15 protein-coding genes are annotated in these 19036 nt (G+C 69.3%); 9 read left to right on the plus strand and 6 right to left on the minus strand.

Features of this window, described 5'->3' with window-relative positions; all coding sequences use genetic code 11:
- The first annotated feature begins 142 nt into the window (after positions 1-142).
- The gene (locus ACFY5B_RS37915) at positions 143-802 is read left to right on the plus strand and encodes an HNH endonuclease family protein (RefSeq protein ID WP_389979282.1); all 660 of its coding nucleotides are present in this window, start codon (positions 143-145) and stop codon (positions 800-802) included.
- Positions 803-1174: 372 nt separating this feature from the next.
- Here the strand turns inward: ACFY5B_RS37915 and ACFY5B_RS37920 are convergent, their stop codons facing one another.
- From ACFY5B_RS37920 to ACFY5B_RS37935, 4 genes are all read right to left on the minus strand, one after another.
- Positions 1175-1906, minus strand: coding sequence for a helix-turn-helix domain containing protein (locus tag ACFY5B_RS37920; protein ID WP_389979285.1), 732 nt, complete (start codon positions 1904-1906; stop codon positions 1175-1177).
- Positions 1906-4023 carry a hypothetical protein gene (locus ACFY5B_RS37925; protein ID WP_389979288.1) on the minus strand — a complete coding sequence of 706 codons (2118 nt, stop codon included), beginning with the start codon at positions 4021-4023 and terminating at the stop codon, positions 1906-1908. The genes ACFY5B_RS37920 and ACFY5B_RS37925 overlap by 1 nt, the downstream gene beginning before the upstream one ends.
- A gap of 28 nt (positions 4024-4051) precedes the next feature.
- The gene (locus ACFY5B_RS37930) at positions 4052-4603 is read right to left on the minus strand and encodes a DNA-binding protein (protein ID WP_389979291.1); all 552 of its coding nucleotides are present in this window, start codon (positions 4601-4603) and stop codon (positions 4052-4054) included.
- A gap of 138 nt (positions 4604-4741) precedes the next feature.
- Positions 4742-5446 (minus strand): hypothetical protein, encoded by a 705-nt coding sequence (locus ACFY5B_RS37935; RefSeq protein ID WP_389979293.1) that lies wholly within the window; start codon positions 5444-5446, stop codon positions 4742-4744.
- A 1165-nt stretch (positions 5447-6611) separates the two neighbouring features.
- On the opposite strand from ACFY5B_RS37935, the gene ACFY5B_RS37940 reads away from it, so the two are divergent.
- The 8 genes from ACFY5B_RS37940 (at position 6612) to ACFY5B_RS37975 (ending at position 15797) form a co-directional block, all read left to right on the plus strand.
- Positions 6612-7046, plus strand: coding sequence for a hypothetical protein (locus ACFY5B_RS37940; RefSeq protein ID WP_389979296.1), 435 nt, complete (start codon positions 6612-6614; stop codon positions 7044-7046).
- Positions 7047-7396: 350 nt separating this feature from the next.
- Positions 7397-7894, plus strand: coding sequence for a hypothetical protein (locus ACFY5B_RS37945; RefSeq protein WP_389979300.1), 498 nt, complete (start codon positions 7397-7399; stop codon positions 7892-7894).
- A 145-nt stretch (positions 7895-8039) separates the two neighbouring features.
- Entirely contained in the window at positions 8040-8852 is an 813-nt protein-coding gene (locus tag ACFY5B_RS37950; protein ID WP_389979303.1) for a hypothetical protein, read from the plus strand.
- Positions 8853-9271: 419 nt separating this feature from the next.
- On the plus strand, positions 9272-9985 hold the full coding sequence (locus ACFY5B_RS37955; protein WP_389979306.1) for a TnsA-like heteromeric transposase endonuclease subunit: 714 nt from the start codon (positions 9272-9274) through the stop codon (positions 9983-9985).
- Positions 9982-12141: a transposase gene (locus ACFY5B_RS37960; protein ID WP_389979311.1), complete on the plus strand. Its 2160-nt coding sequence runs from the start codon at positions 9982-9984 to the stop codon at positions 12139-12141. Before ACFY5B_RS37955 ends, ACFY5B_RS37960 begins: the two co-directional genes overlap by 4 nt.
- Positions 12129-13160: an AAA family ATPase gene (locus tag ACFY5B_RS37965; protein ID WP_389979314.1), complete on the plus strand. Its 1032-nt coding sequence runs from the start codon at positions 12129-12131 to the stop codon at positions 13158-13160. Before ACFY5B_RS37960 ends, ACFY5B_RS37965 begins: the two co-directional genes overlap by 13 nt.
- Positions 13161-13344: 184 nt before the next feature.
- Complete coding sequence (locus ACFY5B_RS37970) at positions 13345-14430, plus strand: TniQ family protein (RefSeq protein WP_389979317.1); 1086 nt, start codon at positions 13345-13347, stop codon at positions 14428-14430.
- Between the two features lie 173 nt (positions 14431-14603).
- A complete protein-coding gene (locus tag ACFY5B_RS37975) occupies positions 14604-15797 on the plus strand; it encodes an endonuclease domain-containing protein (RefSeq protein WP_389979320.1) in 1194 nt (397 codons plus the stop codon).
- Between the two features lie 149 nt (positions 15798-15946).
- Here ACFY5B_RS37975 and ACFY5B_RS37980 read toward each other — a convergent pair whose 3' ends face one another.
- Positions 15947-16720: a hypothetical protein gene (locus tag ACFY5B_RS37980; protein ID WP_389979323.1), complete on the minus strand. Its 774-nt coding sequence runs from the start codon at positions 16718-16720 to the stop codon at positions 15947-15949.
- Complete coding sequence (locus ACFY5B_RS37985; RefSeq protein ID WP_389979326.1) at positions 16701-18749, minus strand: hypothetical protein; 2049 nt, start codon at positions 18747-18749, stop codon at positions 16701-16703. Before ACFY5B_RS37985 ends, ACFY5B_RS37980 begins: the two co-directional genes overlap by 20 nt.
- Positions 18750-19036 lie beyond the last annotated feature (287 nt).

The following is a 19036-nucleotide window of genomic DNA, read 5'->3' on the forward strand; positions in this document are numbered from 1 at the left end:
TCCGCCCAGTAGCGCACTGGACTGCGCTCGTGAGCTGCCGCCGAGCTATGTCGTTTCTCCGGTACGACCATTGCACTCACACGAGGGGCGCAACGGCCGTCCCCGGCACGTGCGCCCCAGACCGGCCGCTACCAACAGGTACATGCGTACCGCTCTGCTGCGCGGCCTACCCGCCGCGCTCCTCACCGTCCTGTCCCTCACCACCGCTACGCCCGTGCACGCGGCTGAGACCGCTTCGCTCGCCGACGCTGTCGCGAGCCTGCCGCTGGCCACCGAGTCCCGCGACGGCTACACACGCGAGGCGTTCAAGCACTGGAACTCCGGCGACGACCCGGCCGACGGCTGCACCACCCGCAACGAAGTCCTCATCTCCGAAGCCGTCGAAGCGCCCGCCGTGGGACCCAGATGCCGGCTCACCGGCGGCAGCTGGTGGTCGTACTACGACCAAACCACGGTGACCTCCGCCTCCGGCCTGGACATCGACCACATGGTGCCCCTGGCAGAAGCCTGGGACAGCGGCGCCTCCGCCTGGACCGCGCAGCGCCGCGAGGCTTACGCCAACGACCAGGGAGCTGAGGCCAGCCTGGTCGCGGTCACCGCCCGCTCCAACCGCAGCAAGGCCGACCAGGACCCCGCCCAGTGGATGCCACCGGCCGCAGAAGTCCACTGCCGGTACGCCGCCGAATGGACCGCCACCAAACTCCGCTGGAACCTCAGCGTAGATGACGCCGAGCTGGCCGCCCTGAACGACCTCGCCGCCGCCTGCCCTGACCAGACCGTCACCTACACACCCGCCGCTTAGCCCCCCGGCCTGCTGGTTGTGCCATCGCATGGCAAAGCTAGCCTGGGGGACGATGTGGCTGTGCGGCAGCCCCGACGAGCTCCGTCGGGGCTGCCGCGTTCCAGAGTCTGGACCGGAACCGTGTCGGACTCGCCATGCGCGGGGGTCAGACGGCCGTCGGCTGTGTGGCGCAGTTCGTCGGCTGACCTGTGCTTGGCTCATTCCGAGCGCGGCGGCGAGGTCGGCTTGCCTTCCCCCTGTCATCCGTGTGAGTGCGGCGACCGCGGCCTGTACTCGTTCCCCGACAACCTCACCCTGGCGTTCAACCCAACGCTGTCCGTGCCAGGGTGTGTCTGCACCGCGTCACGCCCGGATGGGGCCCGGGGCGGTGTCTCAGGGTCGGTTGGCGGGGCGCCAGGTTCGGATTTCGAGGTGGAGGATGTGGGCGTCCGCGCGGATGCGCCCGGTTTCCACGAGCCATTGGTGGACGGCTGCGGAGACGTCGCCGGCTGCGGCGTTGACGCGGCGGGCGAAGTCGGCGGCGTCGAAGCCGCCGGTCTGGGAGGATCCGTAGGAGCGCTCTTCAGTGTGGTCGGCGCGTTGGATGACGTCGCGGCGGATGCCGGGTGAGTCGGTGCGGCTGCCGGAGGGGAGCAGGTAGCCGGTCTTGGCCAGGCGGACAGTGAAGGCCAGGCGCAGACCGCGGCGGGCGGCCTCGGCGATCAGCGGGCGCAGACGGGCGGAGCCGGAGGCGATCGCTTGGGCGCCGGCTCGGCCGGTGCCGGATCCACTGGGTGTGATGAGAACGGCCTTGCCACGGACCCGGGCGCGGGAGCCGGAGGCGGTGGTGCGCCTTTGGGTGTGGCGGGCTGCGATGGCGGCGAGTTCGGGCAGTTCGGTGATGCCTGCGGTTTCAATGGCGGTGAGGACTTCGCGTAGTGCGGTGACGAAGGCGGCGCCTTTGCTTCTGGTGTAGAACTGCGAGACCAGGGAGGGGTCGCGGTTGATGATGCGGGCGATGTCGCGTTTGGTGTAGCCGATGCGTTGGATTTGGTCGGCGAGTCGCGCGGCTTCGTTCAGCTCCTCTTGCGGCGTCGCCTCTTGGTGGCGGGAGCGGGGGGGCATCAGGCCTCCTGGCCTGGGGAGGCGAGGGCGGCGCGGCCGGCGTCTCGCAGGGCGAGGAGGTCCTCTTCGGTGGTGGGTGCTGTGAGGGGACCGTTGAGGTGGCCGCGCAGCAGGTAGTCGCCAGGCTGGTGGTGGTAGGGCCAGTCGTGGGGTTGAGTGAGGTAGAGGGCGTCGGTGCGGAAGGCAATGACGCTGCCGGGCGGTGTGTGCAGGGCTCCGGCATAGGTGTCGTCATCGCGGTGGCGCTGGGTGAGTAGGGCGGCACGTGCGCCGGACCAGATGGCGGCTGTCCATTCTGGGTGGGCGTTGGGGTCCCGGCTGTAGCCGCTGGGGCGTTGCCAGGTGATCAGTTCGTCGTCAAAACTGATGATTTCGGCGTCGGGTGGGACGTCTCGCTCCAGGGTGCGGGGGGTGGTGCCGGTGACCATGCGGGGGCGTTGGGCGAAGGCGCCGATGCCGTACAGCAGGATGGCGCGCACCGCGCGGGAGGCGAGGTGAGCGGCGCGGGCCTGCTGGGCGTCGCCCTGAAAGTGGGCTTGGGCGGAGAGGTTGGTCCAGGTCTCTTTGAGTTTCTTGGCCCAGTCGTCGAGTGGTTTGCCGTCCTCCCACAGGATGCCGTCCAGGATCTCGACCTTCCACGGTGTGATCGGGTTGGCCAGAGCGGTGTGGATTTCCGGGCCGCCGGCCCAGGTGGTGAAGGTGGTGCGTGGCTGGCTCGGGTAGTGCCAGACACGCTCGCCCGGTGCCGGGGCGGGTAGGAGGCCGACGTGGTTCCAGGCGTCGGGAACGGTGACCCGGACGTGCCAGTGGCCGCAGCCGTACAGGGCCCGGTTCTGTTCTTTCTCGCTCCAGGCGGCGAAGGTGGCGGCGGTGATGCGGCGGGGGTTGCCGACTGGAGATTTCCAGGTGTGCTTGGCGTAGGCGAAGGTGCGGTCGTATTCGACGAGTTGCGGCAGTTGGGCGGGGACGCGGGGTGGTGTGATGAGTTCGTTGCGGCCTTGGCCTGCGGTGGCGTGCAGCAGGCCGCGTAGTTCTTCGGACAGGACGGGGAAGCCGTCGGCGTACTGGCCGCGTTGGGGGATGGTGCGGGCCCACAGGTCGCGGCCGGTCTGGGAGGGGGAGCCCATCACGACGGCGTCAGGCCAGTGGCGGCGCAGCGTCTGCCACAGGAGGACGAAGGCGTCGCGGACGGTGGCGGGGTCGTCGCCGTCGAGGTCGAACCACTCCCCCACCGAGCGGATCTCACAGTGCTGGCTGCCGTCTTCGCGCTGGTAGCGCCCGACGGGGTTGCGGGCGTGGACGAAGTGTCCGGCCATTCGGTCGCGGCCTCGGCCGGTGTCGGTGCGCCAGCCGGGGGTGGGGGCGTTGAGCCAGGCGGCGACCGCGTCGCGGAGGTAGGGGTAGCGGTCGGCGTTGCGGTGCCAGGGGGCGCCCGCGGTGATGTAGATGCGTTCGGCGCCTTCGGGGAGGGTGTGGAAGACGGCGGTGAGGATGTCGGCGGCCGACTGGTTGCCGAGGTCGAGGCGGTGGGTCTGGTGGCGGTGCACCAGGACGCCGGTGGTGGTGTCGAGGAAGACGGTGGAGCGGGCTTGTTGGGTGAAGTTGGGCCGGCTGGAGGCCAGACCCGCGGTGTGGGTGCACCAGGCGTCGCCGGCCTCGCCTTCGGGGATGGAGGGCAGGATGCGAGGCGCATTCGGTGTCGTAGGCGCCGCCTGCTGGGGGCCGTGGGTGTTCTCAGCGGCCGGAGCCGGTGAGGGTGCAGACTGCGGATCGCGGGTGGTGCCTGCGGCGGGTGCCACCGCTCCTGTCTGGTCGACCGGTTCGGGCTCGCTGTCTGCGGGGCGGGCCGCGGGTTCGGGGGCTGAAGGCTGCGGCGGGGAGTGATCGGCGGCAATGCTGTCCGGGGCCAGGGCCGGGGCGAGAGAGACGATGTCGGCCACGCTCAGTCCGGCTGCCGGGGCGATCCGCTCGGCCTTTGCCTTCTCGTAGGAAGCGAGATGGGCAATGCGCCGGTCGCGTTCGTTTTCCAGCCGGGTCAGTTCCGCCCGGCCTTTCTTGATCTTGTCCCGCACGGTGCGCAGGTCGGCGAGAGCGGTGTTGTAGCTCTGTGCGTCCATCGGGGCTTCCTTGTCCGTGCCTGGGAGTTCAGCCGGTTGTGTTGGTGGGGACGTAGGCGATGGCGCCACCCGAGTGGGAGGTGAGCCGGGCGCCCAGCAGCAGTTCGGCAAGCCGCCGGTCGGCGTCCACAGGGGAGGTGATCACAGCCTGCGGGGTGGCGAGGTCGGTGATGTAGCCGGCCAGGCGGGCGTCGGAGAAGGCGTGCCGTCCCTGTTTGTTCGTCTCCCACCGCTCCAGGCCGGTGAGGACGGCCACCACGTAGCCCGAGAGGGTCACCGGCAGCACTCTCCCCGCCGCGACGCTGGCCGCGTCGCATCGCCACCAGCCACGCAGTGCCTTGAGGATGTCGTCGGGGGTGAGAGAGGTGGCGAAGCCGATCCAGGCCCGGTCTGGCTCTTCGGCTCGCCGGGCCGCGTCGACCCGGAGTACGGCGATCTCCTTGGCCTCAATCTGGTCGAGGGTTGCGTGGCGGCGTGTGCTGAGGGACTGCACTGCAGCTAGGGGGGTCATCACCCGCACGCCGCGGTGAGATATGCCGGGCAGCAGTCCGGCATGCACGAGGCGTCGGAAGGTGGTCACAGCACATCCGAGCTCCTCGGCTGCCTGTCCGGTTGTCAGCAGCACCGAACCCACATCCTCTACATGCGTACTCTGATATCTGATTAGGCATCACAGTAGGGGCGGGTGGAGGTGCTGTCAAAGGAGCAGCGTCGGGGTCTATCCCCCGTACTCCCGGGCTTCTTCAACGGCGGGCCCTTCCGCGTTGATTTTGAGGAGGCGGGAGGCGATACCGCCCTTGTTGCGGCCGAACTCCTGCGCCAGCTCGGCCAGCGATGCGCCCTGTGCACAGCGTTCGGCCAGGCGCTGGTCGTCTTCGGCACTCCAGGGTTCGTAGGCGTTGGGGTGGGTCTTGCGCTTGTCGGCGACCGTGTAGGCCTTGGGCTTCTTCTCCGGTTCGGCGCGTGGGGCGGGTACGTCGTCGGCCGGGAAGGGGATGAGGTGGAGGTGGTACAGCGCCCAGCGCAGGGACTTCTCGCTGCGCCCCAGGGATTCGGCCAGTTCTTGCACGGGGGTACCGGCGAGGAATGCGGTGCGCAGGCGGTCCTTCTCCTCATGGGTCCATCGGGCTCCGCGACGGGATGGTTTGGCCTTCGGGTCGGGAGCGCTGGCCTGAGCGGGGATCGCGGGGGTAGCGGGTGCCACAGCCTGGGTTGCCGGTCGCTTGCGCAGGGCCGCCCAGTCCGGTTCGTAGGTCGTGGGGAGTTGCTCACGGAAGGCATTGAGCAGTCTCAGGTAGGCATAGGTGTCGGCCGTGTCGGCACTGTGCCGGCAGCCGACTCTGACGGGCCGCGCCTCGGATCTGGGACGGACGAAGACGTCCCAGATCCGGGTCGCTCCCCCGCCGGCCTCCCAGTCGGCCATGACTTCTGGCTCCTCATTGAGGGCGTCGGCGACTTCCTCGATAGTGGCTCCCCACAGTTCACGCAGTCGACGCCGTTCTCCGGGCGGGGGGAGCTGCGGGGGCCGGGGGCCTTGGTTGAGCAGATGGTCCTGAGAAGTGAAGTGCGCGTCCATAGTGTGCCTGTCAGGGGTATCGGTGACGGTGTTGCTGCCGGGCCGTCGGCGGCTGCGCCGACCGCGGTTGCGGTCAAGGACAGGAGTCCGGAAGAACGAAGGAAGGAGTACGGCACTTGGGCACGCCCGGACCATCAGCTCCGCCGCCCGGGCCGGGGATGCCGGCGCCGAGGGGCAAAGACCTCCGCCTGGTCTCGGCCTCAGCGCCTGGGGGCGGGGTGTGGCCACCCGCTCCGCCGGATCTCAGCATGCCGCACCAGCAAAGATGTGCGGCTGCGCGCAGGGAACGATTTTTCTGATCTCGTATCCATGTGACCTGTGCGGATTCGGGGAGCCGATGCAGCGGGCTGCTCCCCGAAGGGGGATGCTTACGAACGTACGTCCCATGTGTGGGCTGCCTTGGCCTGCTTGGGGACTCGTTGCATCGGCGCGAGATCGCTGATGCGGCCCGGCCCGCCACGGTCCAGGTTTGGGTGGTGTGTGCGTCTGGTTCGGGATGCCAGCCCAGCCGGCTGCTGTCAGGTATGGGCCGCTCGTGGCTCCCTCCGGCTCGGTGGGGCTGAGGTCGCCGGCATCCTCCCGACCGGCTCTTGGCGGACTTTCGCGCGACCTGCGTTACGAATCGGGCGGGAGCATGCGACCCCCGCAAGCGGTGGATGTTCCTGAGGTCTGGACGTGTAGTCAGGGCAGGTTGTCCGCAAGCGCAGGCGTTACGAAAAGCAGCACTGCGGGGTGTGGCGCTGGCGCTGGGGCACAGGCTTCGCGCCCGTCACGTCTACGCAGGCCAAGAGGGGTGCAGGGTTCTGTGCGCAGGGGCGTTGCGGGTTGGGTGGTGATACGCATGAAGCCGCCGCACGGACCGGTCTGCAGGCCGCGAGCGGTGCCTGTCTGGCGGCGGAGGAAGGGGGCCGGAACCGTATTTAGGGTCCCTCCTTGGCGTGACGTGTCGCGGTTCGTCCGATGGCCGCGTCTGCGGTGCGGTAGCCGTGGTGGCAACACGGATACGGAGGACATGGACGTGGTGCGTCAGGTGCGCTCAGTTCGAGCGCGTGAAGGTGTGGTCATTCAGCGGTTCGAGTGCGCTTGGTGCGGGCTGGGATGGAATCGGCTCCCGAAGCCGGGCAGAGCCCCGCGTTTCTGCTCGGACGCCTGCAAGCAGGCCAGCTGGCGCGAGAAGGCTGCCATTGCCCGCCGTATCCGGGACGAGCAAGTCGCTCTCTTCCACGCCGAGTTTGATCAGATCACCGCGGCAAAACCGCTGCCCCTCACGCGGGTTGTGCCTCTGCTGCACGGGCTGGCGGGTTCGGATCCGTCGCACGGGCTGCCCGTCTCCCGGCTCTACAGGACCGCAGCAGCGGCCTGGCATCCCGACCGCCCGGGCGGGGACCACAAGGTGTTCCAGCTTCTGCAAGAGGCGCACCGGCTGGCCCGGCTGCACGCACTGTGATCCCGTCGGCGCTGGCACCGCAGCCGGCTTTCACAGGATGGGACGGCCTCCCGCGACGAGCACTGCGTGAGTGCGGCTGCGGTACCAGAGCAAGCCGCCGGTTCGCCTGGGCACATGTCTGTGTCCCGGTGAAGCCGGAGAGCCTGCGCCTCACCCGATGGTGGGATTCTTCTGAGGCCTGTCATTCCTGTGGAACTACCGATTTATGCAGGTGGAAGCGGCGCGCTGAGCGCAGTGGCGGGGGTTGGGGCTGTGCGCAGGTTCTGACATGGGGCCAGGAGCAGCGGCTGCGCCCCTAGACTCGCCCCCCGACAAGCGGCTTCTTCAAGATCCGGGGGGAGGAACCGGCCGTGCAACTGCCCGCTCTGCACAGCATGCTGCATCAGGCCAGCGAACTGGCGGCGACGAAGAACGCCTCATTCGAAGCGGTTTGCCGCCGTGAAGAGGACGCGGAACGCGTGCTGGCGGAGGTGCGCGCCGAGAAAGCGGTGCGAGCTGGCTCGGCGCAGAGCGCCAACGAGTTGGTCACCGCTCTCCAGGAGAAGATTCAACGGCACACGGCGAGTACGGGCCCGAAGACGGGGCCCGACACCGCCGAGGAACCCGGCCATGGTGATCCACCGACTGTACGGGCATCCATCCAACGGGCGACCCGCGAACTCCTGCTGGAGCAGGGAGAAGCGACGCCGAAGGAAATCCGTGAGCACATCGAGAAGGTGCTGCCCCACGTGAACGTCAAGAGCACGAGTCCGGAACTGACGCACCTGGTGAAGCAGGGGTTGCTCGTGCGCCCGCGTGGTGGCGTCTACCGGCTTGGCGGTGAGTGGGCCAGGGCCGAAAACCGCTGAATCAGCTGGCCTGAGCATGCGCGAAAGACCGAACACCGCCGGTGTGTGGTAGCCCGGCGGTGTCACGGTGCGCATGTAGTTGGCCTCACGCGCCCCGTCACTATACCCAGCGTGCGGAGGGCGGTGCGTTGTGTGTCATCCGCACGTGCAGCAAGATCAGAAAGGCCTCACGCACATGGAAAGTCTGTTCTCTCACGCCGGTGGCTCTGCCCCTCCCGATGCTGTCTGCGCCGAGTCCTTGAAGGAGGTCGTTGTCCGCTCTTCCGTATCGGGGCAACGGACATCTCCGACCGATCGCGCCAGTGTGCGGCGCCAGTGGCAGATCGCGCTGAATGCCGCCCTCGACAGCGGCGAGGAGCGGCGCACTATCTCTAGCGCAGACGTGGCGCGCAAGGAGGATGTGACCACTGAAACCGCCACTCAGACTCTGCGGTTCTGCTGTGAGGTAGGTCTGTTCAGCGGCGGGCGCGGGAAGTTCGCGGTCACCGAGGCCGGCTGGACCGTTGTGCAGCGCTGGCAGGAGGACCAGACCTACGCGCGGCTGCTGCTGCAAGGGGTTTTCGTTTCGCACTGGTCGGTTCCAGTGGCGGATGTCGCGTTGCGGCCCGGTCCGTTGCCGGCGGAGGAGTTGGGCAGGCGCCTTCTCGGCGACCTTCCCGGCAAGCCGCGGCGCGGCATGTACCTCGTGGAGTGGCTGGCGCTGGCGCTGCTGGTGCACCGCGACCAGCAGGGCATGGTGTGGCCCGCGCCGGCATTGAGGGCGGCGGCCAGCTCGGGAGTTGGGGCTCTGCCTGCTCCGGTGCGAGAGGCAGAGCCTGAGCAGCCTTCCGGGCAGGACTTGGATGCCTTGATGGGCATGACCAACCGCAAGCTGGACGAGCTCGACGAGCAGGATCCCCAGCGTTTCCGGGCCTTCCTCGACAACCTGACCCAGCTGGTGAAGTCCTTGCCGGCCTGACATCGGCCAATCCCCCCGCGGCTCGTGTGGCGCCGCGGGCGTGCCCACCGCTGGCCCGGAGCCGCGGGATGGCTCTCGGTAGAAACAGGACGCTGCGCACATCCGCAGGCAGCAGCGGTCCTTGACGACGGCCTGGCACTGGCCTGTGCCGATGACGGCCTTTTCCTACTTTCTCGCACCTTCCGCCTGTTCTGTGTGAGCACGCACGCCTGCCCTCCCTCGGTCCGCCGCCGATGGGAGGACTGGCCTGCGGCTGCCTCTTGCATCCAGGCCACCGCCTCGGCCGTGCCGGGCGACGTCTGAAGTCCTGGTCTTCCCCCGTATGGGAGTTATTCGTGATCTCTTCGCCTTCCATGGCACAGCGGTCGGGCTCGTGTCCTGCATCACCCGCCAGACGCCGCCTCGCCGATCCGGCTCGGATGACAGCACGGTTCGTGGATCCTGCCGGTATCGAGCACGAAGCGCCGTGGCTTGAGGTGGCCGGCGAACAACGGCTGGAGGACTGTCTGCCCGTGCGGCCCTTCCCGGTGCTGAAGGGCCGCCGAGTGGCGCCGGGTTGGTGGTGGTCCGCGACCAACCACGCTCTGGTGCACTACGGATTCAAAGCCATGCGCACGCAGGTCATGCTGCTGGACCATAACCCGCAGGTGGTGGCACTGGCCTGCCGGCCGGTGGAGTTGCTGTGGCGGGGCCGGGGCGGCAGGGTTGTCTCCCACGCCCCGCACCTGATGGCGCGGCTGGCAGACGGCAGCGGGCTGCTGGTGGACTGCGTGGGCCGTTTCGGAGCGGGGCGCCGGCTGGTGAGGCGAGCTGTCCATCTTGAGGCCGCCGCTGCCACGGCCGGCTGGCACTACCGGTTGGTCGGGTTCCCGTCGTCCGCTGTGGAGGCCAACGTGCGCTGGCTGGCCGGCTACCGGCACCCGCGGTGCGCGTGCGGCCGGTTGGCGGAGGTGGCCGCGTGTTTCCGCACCCCGCGGGCCCTCATCGAGGGAGTGCGGTTACTGGGGGATCCGATCGCAGTGTGGCCTTCGGTGTTCCACGCTCTGTGGGCCGGTGTACTGAAGACACCGTTGGAGCGTCCGCTGCACGAGCGGGCCGTCGCCGTGACCTCCGGGGTGGGGGCGGAGCGGTGAGCCGGCCGGTGCTCATGGTCGGTACGGCCGTCACCTGCCGCGGCCAGGCGTGGACCGTTGCGGGTGTCGAGGGGAGCATGACGTCCGGCGCGCGAATCTGGCTGGCCGGGCAAGAGGCAGAAGACGGTCTGGCGGTGTTCGGCCTGACTGAGCTGCTCGGTGATCCTTCCTTCGCTCTGGCGGGTAGTCCGCCGCGTCTGCGGGTGCCGCAGATGGGGTTGCTGTCAACCGTGCCCGAGGACGAGCAGTGGCGGGCGTTCGCGGTGGAACGGCATGTCCGCGAGGTAGAGACCGGGCAGCCCACACCGGGTGGCGAGGACCCGGTGAGGCCTCAGTACGACCCTGATTCCACGACGCTGGCCCAGCGCGAGCAGGCGAAGGCCGACGAACTGGCCTTACAGGGCTGGGTGGGCGTGAGCCGGGCAACGGTGCGCAGGTGGCGTGGACGCTACCGGGCGGACGGCGTGTGGGGGCTGGTTAGGAAGAAGGGCTGCGGCTCAACGCGGTTGGACCGGGCCGATCCCCAACTCCTCGAGGCGCTGCGCGCCCTGCTTCCTGAGGAGGCTCTTCGCTCCCGTTCCCGGGGGTGGAAGACGCGGATGCGGCGGGAGGTGCGGTGGTGGCTGGATGACAAGCACGGTGAGCAGGCGGTCGCGGTGCCGCCGAAATCCACGTTCAACAAACTCATCGACGCGGTGGAGGAATCGCTGGGGCTTCAAGGGACGGTGGCGCAGCGGCGCGCCCGCGTTTCGCGCCCGACCCCGCCGTTCAAGCCGACGCTGGCGCTGCGCCCGGGTGAGCTCGTGATGATGGACAGCACCCCGATGGACGTGCTCGTGGTCCTCGACGACGGGGTGGCCGGTCGGCTGGAGCTGACTACCGCTGTTGATGTGACGACGCGCAGCCTGTGGGGAGTACTGCGGCCAGCCGGCAGCAAACTGACCGACGTGGCGGTGCTGCTGGCGCAGATGATGACGCCGATGGTGATGCGGCCCGGCTGGGACGCCTCGCTGTCGATGGCTGCGTCGGTCGTGCCGCATGAGCAGCTGATGGGCATGGACGAGCGTCTGAAGGACGCGGCGGCCCGTCCGGTCATCGTGCCCGAAACGGTCGTGGTGGACCAGGGCAAGGTGTTCGTCTCGCCCGCCACCCGGGCCGCATGCGAGAGCCTGGGGATCTCGCTGCAGCCCGTGCCTCCGGCCAACGGGCCGGCCAAAGGGCACGTGGAGCGGCCGTTCGGTTCGATCAACTCACTGTTTTGCCAGTGGCTGGCCGGGTTCACCGGTTCGAACGTGAGTGAGCGCGGCTCCAAGGTGGAGAAAGAGCCGCTGCGGACCGTGGTGGAGATCCAGGCGCTGTGGGACGAGTTTGTCGTGCACTGGCATCACCGCCCGCATTCTGGCCTGCGCCATCCGCTGATGCCGAAGAAGGCTCTCACGCCCAACCAGATGTGGGCGGCGCTGCTTCCGGTTGCGGGGTATGTGCCGGTGCCGCTGGCTGCGGACGACTACGTGGAGCTGCTGCCGGTGCGCTGGCAGCCGATCACGGATGCCGGCATCCGGTTCGACTACCGCACCTACGACGATGCCTGCCTCAACGACCACCGGGGGCAGGACTCCGGGGTGGCCTCGGAGAAGGGCCGGTGGGAGGTGCACTACAACCCCTACGACCCGGTCCGGATCTGGGTCCGGCTGCCGGAGGGGTTCCGTGAGGTGGCGTGGATCCACGCCACCTCGGTCGCCCTCCCGTTCACGCACCATGTCTGGGAGCACATCTGCAAGGTGGTCGAACGTACCGGCTCCCGCGAGGAGCACGAGGCCGAACTGGCCCTGGCCTTGGACCGGTTCCTGAGAAAGGCCGCCGGCAAGGAGAAACTGTCGGCCGCGGAGCGGCGAGTGGTGGCGAAGTCCCGCGCTTCGGGGGCGGTGCCGGTGCCGGAGGGCGGACTCGACGTACTGGACGTGCCCGCCCCGTCGTTCGGGCTGGCCGGCTTCTACGCCATGCCCGACGTAGACGACGAGACCGTCCCCGACGAGGACGAGGGCGATGACGCCTTCGACCTCTCTGACGACGAGTTGGAGACCAGCCGGTCTGCCGGTGGCTCCTTCATCTGCAACGACACGGACCCGGAGATGAACGACCCATGGCTGCCGTAGTCGCCGCTGAGGACGGCTCCTTCGACGACGAGATCACTCCCGGCGCGGTCACCAACTGCCTGCTGTGGCAGGCGGAGGTGTCCCGTCCGCGCCTGCCCGCGCCCCCGGTGGAGGATCCGGGCTGGAGCCAAAAGGCACTGCTGGGCTACCACTCCGAGTTCGTCGTCCTGCGGACTCCGTCCATGGAACAGGCGTTGACCCAGCTCAGGTTGACGCTGCTGGTGAACAACCGGCAGCGGGGCACCGCCCGGCGCGGCCTGATCGTGTCCGGACCTCCCGGGGCGGGCAAGTCGACCACGCTCGCGGAACTGGGCCGGTCCTTCGAACGCAGCGAACGGCGCCGCCGGCCGGGCGCCGCCAGCTGGATGCCCGTGGCGTTCGCCTCCATCCCGCCCCTCTACACGCCCAAAAGCCTCGTCCAGGTCCTGGCCCGGTTCGCCGGTATCCCCGTCCACGACCGGATGACCGAGAACACCATCACCAACGCCGTGTGCCACGTGCTGTGCGAGCGCCGCACCCGGCTGGTGTTCTTCGACGACGTCCATCTGCTCAACACCCGTACCCGGCCCGGCGCCGACACTTCCGACCAGGTCAAGACCCTCATGGAGCGGGTGCCCGCGACATTCGTGCTGGCCGGTGTCGACGTGGAGAACTCGCCGCTGCTGACGGGTCCCCGCGGTGCCCAGCTCGCCGCCCGCTGCAAGATCCTGCGCACTCCCCCGCTCCTCAACGGCACCCCCGGGCAGAAGGCGGTGTGGCGCGCGCTGCTCGGGGACGTGGAGGGGGCGCTCAGGCTGCCCCGTCACCGGCCCGGAACGCTGATCCGCCACGCCGACTACATCCACCTGCTCACCGGCGGGGTGATGGCCAGTCTGTCCCTCCTGATCCGGGAAGCCGCGATCCGCTCCATCGTGGACGGAAGTTACGCGATCACGAAGAAACTGCTGTCCCAGGTGGTGCTCGACATCCAGGCCACGAACGCGGCCCGCGCCACCCGCAAGCGGCGCCCCGGCAGCTGACCGGCCGGCCCCGGCAGGCGGCGCAGCGATGCAGCTTCCAGGGGCCGCATCGCTGGGCCGCCCGCTCCCACCCCCTTGTGGTGGCCCGTCACCCTGCCCCTTTTTCCGGCGGGATGCCCCCGCTCTAGCACGATCTCCGTCCTGGGCGTGCCCTCCGTGCCGTCTGCCGCAAAGGAAACCCCCGGTGCCCTTACCCCCGCCCGCACGCACACCCGACCGACTCCCGCCTGTCGAAGGGGAACTGACCGGCTCATGGATCCGCAGAATGACTGCCGTATACGGCCTGCCCGCCCAGGACCTGCTCCGGGGCATCCTGGGTAGCTCCCACCGCGTGGAGGTGACTGGTACTCCCAGCAGCGGCATGGAGTTGTTCCTCAACGCGCCTGCGAAGACGAGGCTGGCGCGCTTCACCGGCGCGCCTCTGGCCCGGCTCACCGCTGTGCTGCCCGCTCTCACCACCACGCACGAGCGGCTCGTAAACGACGAAATCCTGCGGGCCGCCTGGTACCGGCCGTGCGCAGCGTGGGTGGGGGCCTGCCCTCCGTGCACCGGGCGGGCCTGGCTGCCCGGGCAGAGCGTGCTGGTGTACCCGCAGGCGGCCGGGCATGTATGCCGACGCCACCGTCGCTGGCTCCTGGCACATCCCGGCAGACCGGCAAGCATTGCGCTGGAGACACTGCCCGAGGTGCTCACCGCGCACCGCCGCCACGCCGCTCTCGTACGGGCCCGCCCGGACGCCGCAGACCTGGTGGCGCTCGCCGCAGCGGTGGTGTGGTCGTGGCAGGTACAGGGGTGGAGGTCCGAGACGGTCTGGCAGGACCGGGTGCGTCGGCTGGCCGCGGTCACGGGGTGCAGGCCGGCGGTGGTGATGCCGCATGCGCTGGTGTGCTACCCCGAGACGATCACCGTGGCCCGACTGCTCGGCGCCGCCTACTGGCAGCAGCGGCTGCGCGAGACGGCCGCGACCGACGGGGCCGAGGCCGCCACAACGTTGCTGCTCCGGGAGATCAGCCGCCGGGCCGGCAGACCGTGGCTCGCGGACTGGCTGATCGCCTACACCCGTACCAGGCCCAGGACAGCCGTGCGGACCGATCCGCTCAAAGGGTGGCTGGACCGGCTCACCTCTGCGGCAGGAACCACCAGCGACGGCTTGTGGACGGTGCCTCGGACGGCGGTCCGACCCGTCGAGTACAGCGACCGAGCCAGCCTCCTCACCGGGGGCCGATCCCGCACCGTCCGCGAAGAGGCCAAAGCAGCCTTCCTGACCTGAGGTTGGGAGGCGGTGCCCTCACCCCGGCGCGGGCCAACACCGTGCCCGTGACCTCTCCCGCCCCCTGCCCGGCCCGCCCGCCCGCCTCCTGCCATGTCACGTCGGCATGTCGCGGGCCGTCCCCAACCGCCCCGCTCTGCCCGCTTCCCCGCACCTGCACATGGAGACAGACCATGCCACCGATCAGTCCGCAGTACGCCAACCAGCTGCTGGCGGAACTCACCGAGGGCTGCCCCGTCCCCGCGGCGCCCGCCTCCCTGTCGCGCTACACCTTCCAGCAGAGCGACTACGTCCTCATCGGAGACACCGCCGTCCGCGGCCACAAGTACAGGGGGCGGTGGCGGCTGGAAGAGAAGGACATCCGCGCCTGCGGCAAACGGCTCGCCTCACTCCCCTTCGACCCCGACGATCTGGTCGACGCCCGTCTCTCGTCCGCCGGGCGCGACCAGATGTGGCGCGCGCAGATCCACCGCTGGTTCGACAACATCTCCTACCGCGACCAGCGCGCCAACGGCTGCCACTGCGAAGGCCAGCGGCCGTGCGGCCGCAGTAGGCCCAACTCCCACGGGCTGGGGTGCGGAGCGACCTTCGAGCAGGTCAAGGAACGCTACGGCCGGTCGCCCATCGCGTGCACCAGCCCCCTGCCGCTGCTGACGTGGTCCGGCACCGCCTGGATGGTCCCGCGTGCCTACGCCGACCTCCTCGACCGAGCGGACCAGATCGCCGCCGAGTGCGTCGAACAGGCCACCCGGTGCAGCCGCTGCAACGCCGCCGGAAACGTCTGGAAGTGGCGCACGTCCAGCAACAGCGGCTACACCACCCTGTGCCCGGCATGCTCCGCCTCCATCGCCCGCCCCTACACAGGCCACCTGCGTGGCAGGCTGTATGCGTCGCTGCTGAAGAACTCGCAGCCGGAGGCGTTCCTGTGCCGAATGTGTCCCAGGCCGCGGCAGGCCCTGTACTGGGACCACTGCCACGCGCACGGATTCGTGCGCGGGCCGGTGTGTGCCAGTTGCAACACCTACGAAGGCGGCGGCCACAGGTTCATCCACCAACCGGGCGCGGTCAGCCATCTCCTGCAGTGCGAGGGCTGCCGCCGCGACAGGACCGTGCCGCCGCGCCACCAGCCCGACATCGTGCTGCAGACGTTCACGGCTGACCCGCACGGCCCGTGCGCGAAGCGGCCCCACTCCGCGTGGGGCTCGATGCAGGAGGACGGCTCGGTCCGTTTCCGGCTGCGCTGCTGGCAGTGCCCGTTTACCCCGCAGTGGGAGCAGGTAGTGCCGGCCGTTCAGGTCCGGCAGTTGGTACGGGAGTTCGTCGACAGGGCCTTGGACGCCGACGCCGTCGGCCAGGAACCCGCCTGACGTTGTGCCGCACCCGCCCGAGTGCCTCTCCTCGATGGTGCACTGGGCCGCGGAGGCGCGCAGGCTGTCACCACGCTTCACCTTCGTGGTGTCGGCGCCTGCCCGCCAGCCGCTCGGTGCGAGTCCAACATCACGGCCTGTCGGAACGGTTACGCCCGATCTGGCTGGCTGCGGTCCTGCGGGGCGGTTCCTGCCTCCGTCGCCGTACGCATGGCCTGGATGTCTGTGGTGATGTCCGATTGCCCGTACCGGTCGGTGAGAGTGGCCAGGGTGTCGATGAGGTGGTTCTTGGCTTCGTCGGTGAGGCGCTCGGAGAACGTGTGCAGCAGGCGGGCCAGTGGCGCCCATTGGCCTTGCGGTGCGTAGGCGGCTGCGGTGTTCAGCAGTGCCTCGAGGCGGGGCAGCGTGTCGGTGTCGATGCTGTGGGGGGCGGTGGCGAACCAGTAGGACAGGGCCAGTGACGGGTCGCTCATCAGGGTGTCGCGCAGGATGCGGGCCTCGTCCAGGCGGCGGTCGTGTTCCAAGCGGCGCTGTTCCCGTTCGTGCTGGCGGCGCTGGTGGGTTTGCGCGGCGTGTATGGCGTCGGATTCGGCGGTGAGGTGAACGTGGCCCCAGGCGAGTCGGACTGGGAGGTGAGCGAGGTCGGTGGGCCGGCCGAGGAGGGTGTTGATGCGGGCGGTGGCCGGCACGACGTCGAGCGGAAGGTAGTCGGCGGTGATGTCGCGGGCGGTTGTCAGTGCGTGGTCTGCGGCGGCCTCGGCGGGGCTGTGGTGGGGGTGGGGTGAGGGGAGGTCTTCCCATGCGCCGGTGAGGGTGAGGGTGAAGAAGTAGCCGGGTATGGAGGTGGGCGCCGGGCAGGTGAGGTCGAGTTTTCCTGCCCGTGGTGAGGGCCAGCCGCTGTTTTTACGCCGTGGCCGGTGCATGGTGCGGGCGTGGGGGTGCTGTGGGGTCGGCTTCCCTCAGGACCAGGACGAGTGCGTCGCGCAGGCGTGTGCGTGCGGTGGGCTCGCCTCCGGCTCGGGCCGGTTCCCATCCGTAGGCCGCGTGGGTGAGGACGAGGTAGCGGGGTGCGAGGTAGGTGCGGTCGGTGTCTGAGCGGAAGACGGCTTCGGTGAAGGTCTTGATGACGGCAGACCGAAGGTGTGGGTGGGTCAGGGCGGTGTCGAGCCAGGTGTCGAAGGCGCTCTGTAGGTGAGTGTTGGCCTCGTCATCCAGGGCGCAGCGCCAGCCGGTCAGAGCCCAGGCCTCGGGTTCGCTGTCGCCTCCGGCCAGCAGGAGGGGGATGCCGTTGGGGGTGGTCCGGTCGGCGAGGTGGAGGAATGCCCGGCGGGCGGCTGCGGTGTAGTGGTGCTGGGCGGTGGTGAACCAGGAGGTGAGGGTGGATCGGATCGTGCCCTGCAGGACTGGTTGGTCCCATAGGGCGGTCAGGGCGTCCCCGACGGCGTCCGCGACGCCGGCGTTGGTGGTGTTGACGGCGAGTTCCGACAACCGTTTGAGGGCGATCTGCGGGTAGGCCGGGCCAAGTTGGGCCAGGGCGCCGGCAAGGGCCTGTTTGAGGACGATGGGGGTGTTCCGGCGATGGGTGAGCTCATCTGTGTCGGGGGCCTTGGCCCAGGCGAGGTATTGGTCGCGGGCGCGTTTGCCTGCTGTGGGGTCGACGGCCGCCGCGACCAGGAGGTCCTGGGCGTGGCCGTGCAGGTGGCTGTTTTTGGCCCAGTGGGCGGTGATCGCGCGCAGGACGGTGAAGCTCTGTTTGGCCAGGGTGTAGCGGGTGGCCCACTGGGTGACGCGCTCGGCTAGGGGGACGCCGAGGTCGGGGGGCAGTGAGGCGGCTTGTTCGGCGGTCCAGCGAGTGAAGGCTGCGACATGGTGGGGGCGGTCGACCCAGAAATAGTCGACGACGGCCTCAGCGTAGCCGGGTTTACGGAAACGGATGCAGTCGTCGGCTCCGAGTTCCGCACCGATCGCGTCGGTGAGCGCGATGATGCCGGTGCCTTGCTGTCCCCGGGTGGGCGGCGGTGTGTCGTTGAGTGCCTCACCGAGGGTGGACTGGGCTTCGTAGACGGTTTCGGCGGGTGCCCCGTCGAGTGTGGCGGCGGCAAGCAGGTAGTTGCGGTGGGCGCTGTCGGTGTTGGTCGTGTGCCAGGTGCGCAGGGTGCGGCGCCAGTTGTTATGGGCGGACTGCACGACGGCTTCGACGAGCTCGCCGACGGCTTTGGGTTCGCTGGTGGTGGCGTTGAGTTCGACGGCTGCGATGATGACGCGGGCCCACCGTGCGGCTTCGGCCGGTGTGGCCTGGTTGTCCAGTTGCTCGGTTACTGCGCCTGCGGCAAGCCACGTGTCCAGCTCGCCGATAGGGGGTTGGCGTCGTTCCAGGTGCGCGCGCAGCACCTGGAGGGCGGCCGGAGGGGACAGGCGGTGGCCGAGTTCGGTGGCTTCGGCCGCAACGGGTGTCCACGTGTCGGTGTGGGTGACGACAATGACGAAGGAGCCCATCGTGCGCAGGTGCTCTGTCACTTCGCGCAGGTGGAGTCCGAACCCTGGGCGCAGGGTCTCGTCCTTGTCTCTCAGGTCCAGGATCCAGCCGGTTTCCTCGTCTTTGAGTCCTTCGAGGTCCACCCCTTCTCCAGGTTCGCGGCGGACCTGCCGGACGGCCTTAACGCCTTGGTGTACGAGCGTGTGCAGGGCGGTGGTGTAGCGGCCGGTGCCGGCACCCGCATGGATGACGGCAACCCTGTAGGAGTCGAGGATGGCATCGACGGCCTTGGTCGTCTCGGCGTCGGGCAGATAGGGGTGAAGGCGGTCCTCGATCCAGTCCGGGGGCAGAGGCGTTCCCCGCAGCCGTTGGATTTCGCTTATGTTCTGGTTTGCGACGACGGTCCCGTAGTTGTACGAGACGTTTTGCACGGTGCCCGTGTCGCTCGCGTGGGCACCGGTGTCCGTGCCGGTCACGCTGCCGTTTGCTGGGGCGGTACGGGGAGCAGGAGCACCGCTGGGTGGGGTTGGCGCGGGCCTTTCTTGGACCGGTGAAGTGTCATCCCGGTCGTCCGTCTCGACAGGTGCTTGCGGCGCCGCCGCGTCGGCGGGTGCCTGGGGATTTGACTGGCCTCGGCTGTCAGGCCAGGTGTGCCCTTCGCGGGCCGGAGACGGTCCGGTGGCTGTCTTGAGCAGAGAAGCGTCTGCGGACGGCAGGGGTGTCGGCGGTTCGGCCGGTTCGATCGGTGGCAATGATCAGCCCT

Source organism: Streptomyces sp. NPDC013187, assembly GCF_042899705.1.
GTDB lineage: Bacteria > Actinomycetota > Actinomycetes > Streptomycetales > Streptomycetaceae > Streptomyces > Streptomyces hawaiiensis_A.

What these genes read in the sequence shown, in the direction of transcription:
- ACFY5B_RS37940 (WP_389979296.1), top strand. Translation starts at nt 6,612, where the DNA reads ATGGACGTGGTGCGTCAGGTGCGCTCAGTTCGAGCGCGTGAAGGTGTG.
- ACFY5B_RS37935 (WP_389979293.1), bottom strand. Translation starts at nt 5,446, where the DNA reads ATGGCCGACTGGGAGGCCGGCGGGGGAGCGACCCGGATCTGGGACGTC.
- ACFY5B_RS37920 (WP_389979285.1), bottom strand. Translation starts at nt 1,906, where the DNA reads ATGCCCCCCCGCTCCCGCCACCAAGAGGCGACGCCGCAAGAGGAGCTG.
- ACFY5B_RS37975 (WP_389979320.1), top strand. Translation starts at nt 14,604, where the DNA reads ATGCCACCGATCAGTCCGCAGTACGCCAACCAGCTGCTGGCGGAACTC.
- ACFY5B_RS37915 (WP_389979282.1), top strand. Translation starts at nt 143, where the DNA reads ATGCGTACCGCTCTGCTGCGCGGCCTACCCGCCGCGCTCCTCACCGTC.
- ACFY5B_RS37925 (WP_389979288.1), bottom strand. Translation starts at nt 4,023, where the DNA reads ATGGACGCACAGAGCTACAACACCGCTCTCGCCGACCTGCGCACCGTG.
- ACFY5B_RS37955 (WP_389979306.1), top strand. Translation starts at nt 9,272, where the DNA reads ATGACAGCACGGTTCGTGGATCCTGCCGGTATCGAGCACGAAGCGCCG.
- ACFY5B_RS37980 (WP_389979323.1), bottom strand. Translation starts at nt 16,720, where the DNA reads ATGCACCGGCCACGGCGTAAAAACAGCGGCTGGCCCTCACCACGGGCA.
- ACFY5B_RS37965 (WP_389979314.1), top strand. Translation starts at nt 12,129, where the DNA reads ATGGCTGCCGTAGTCGCCGCTGAGGACGGCTCCTTCGACGACGAGATC.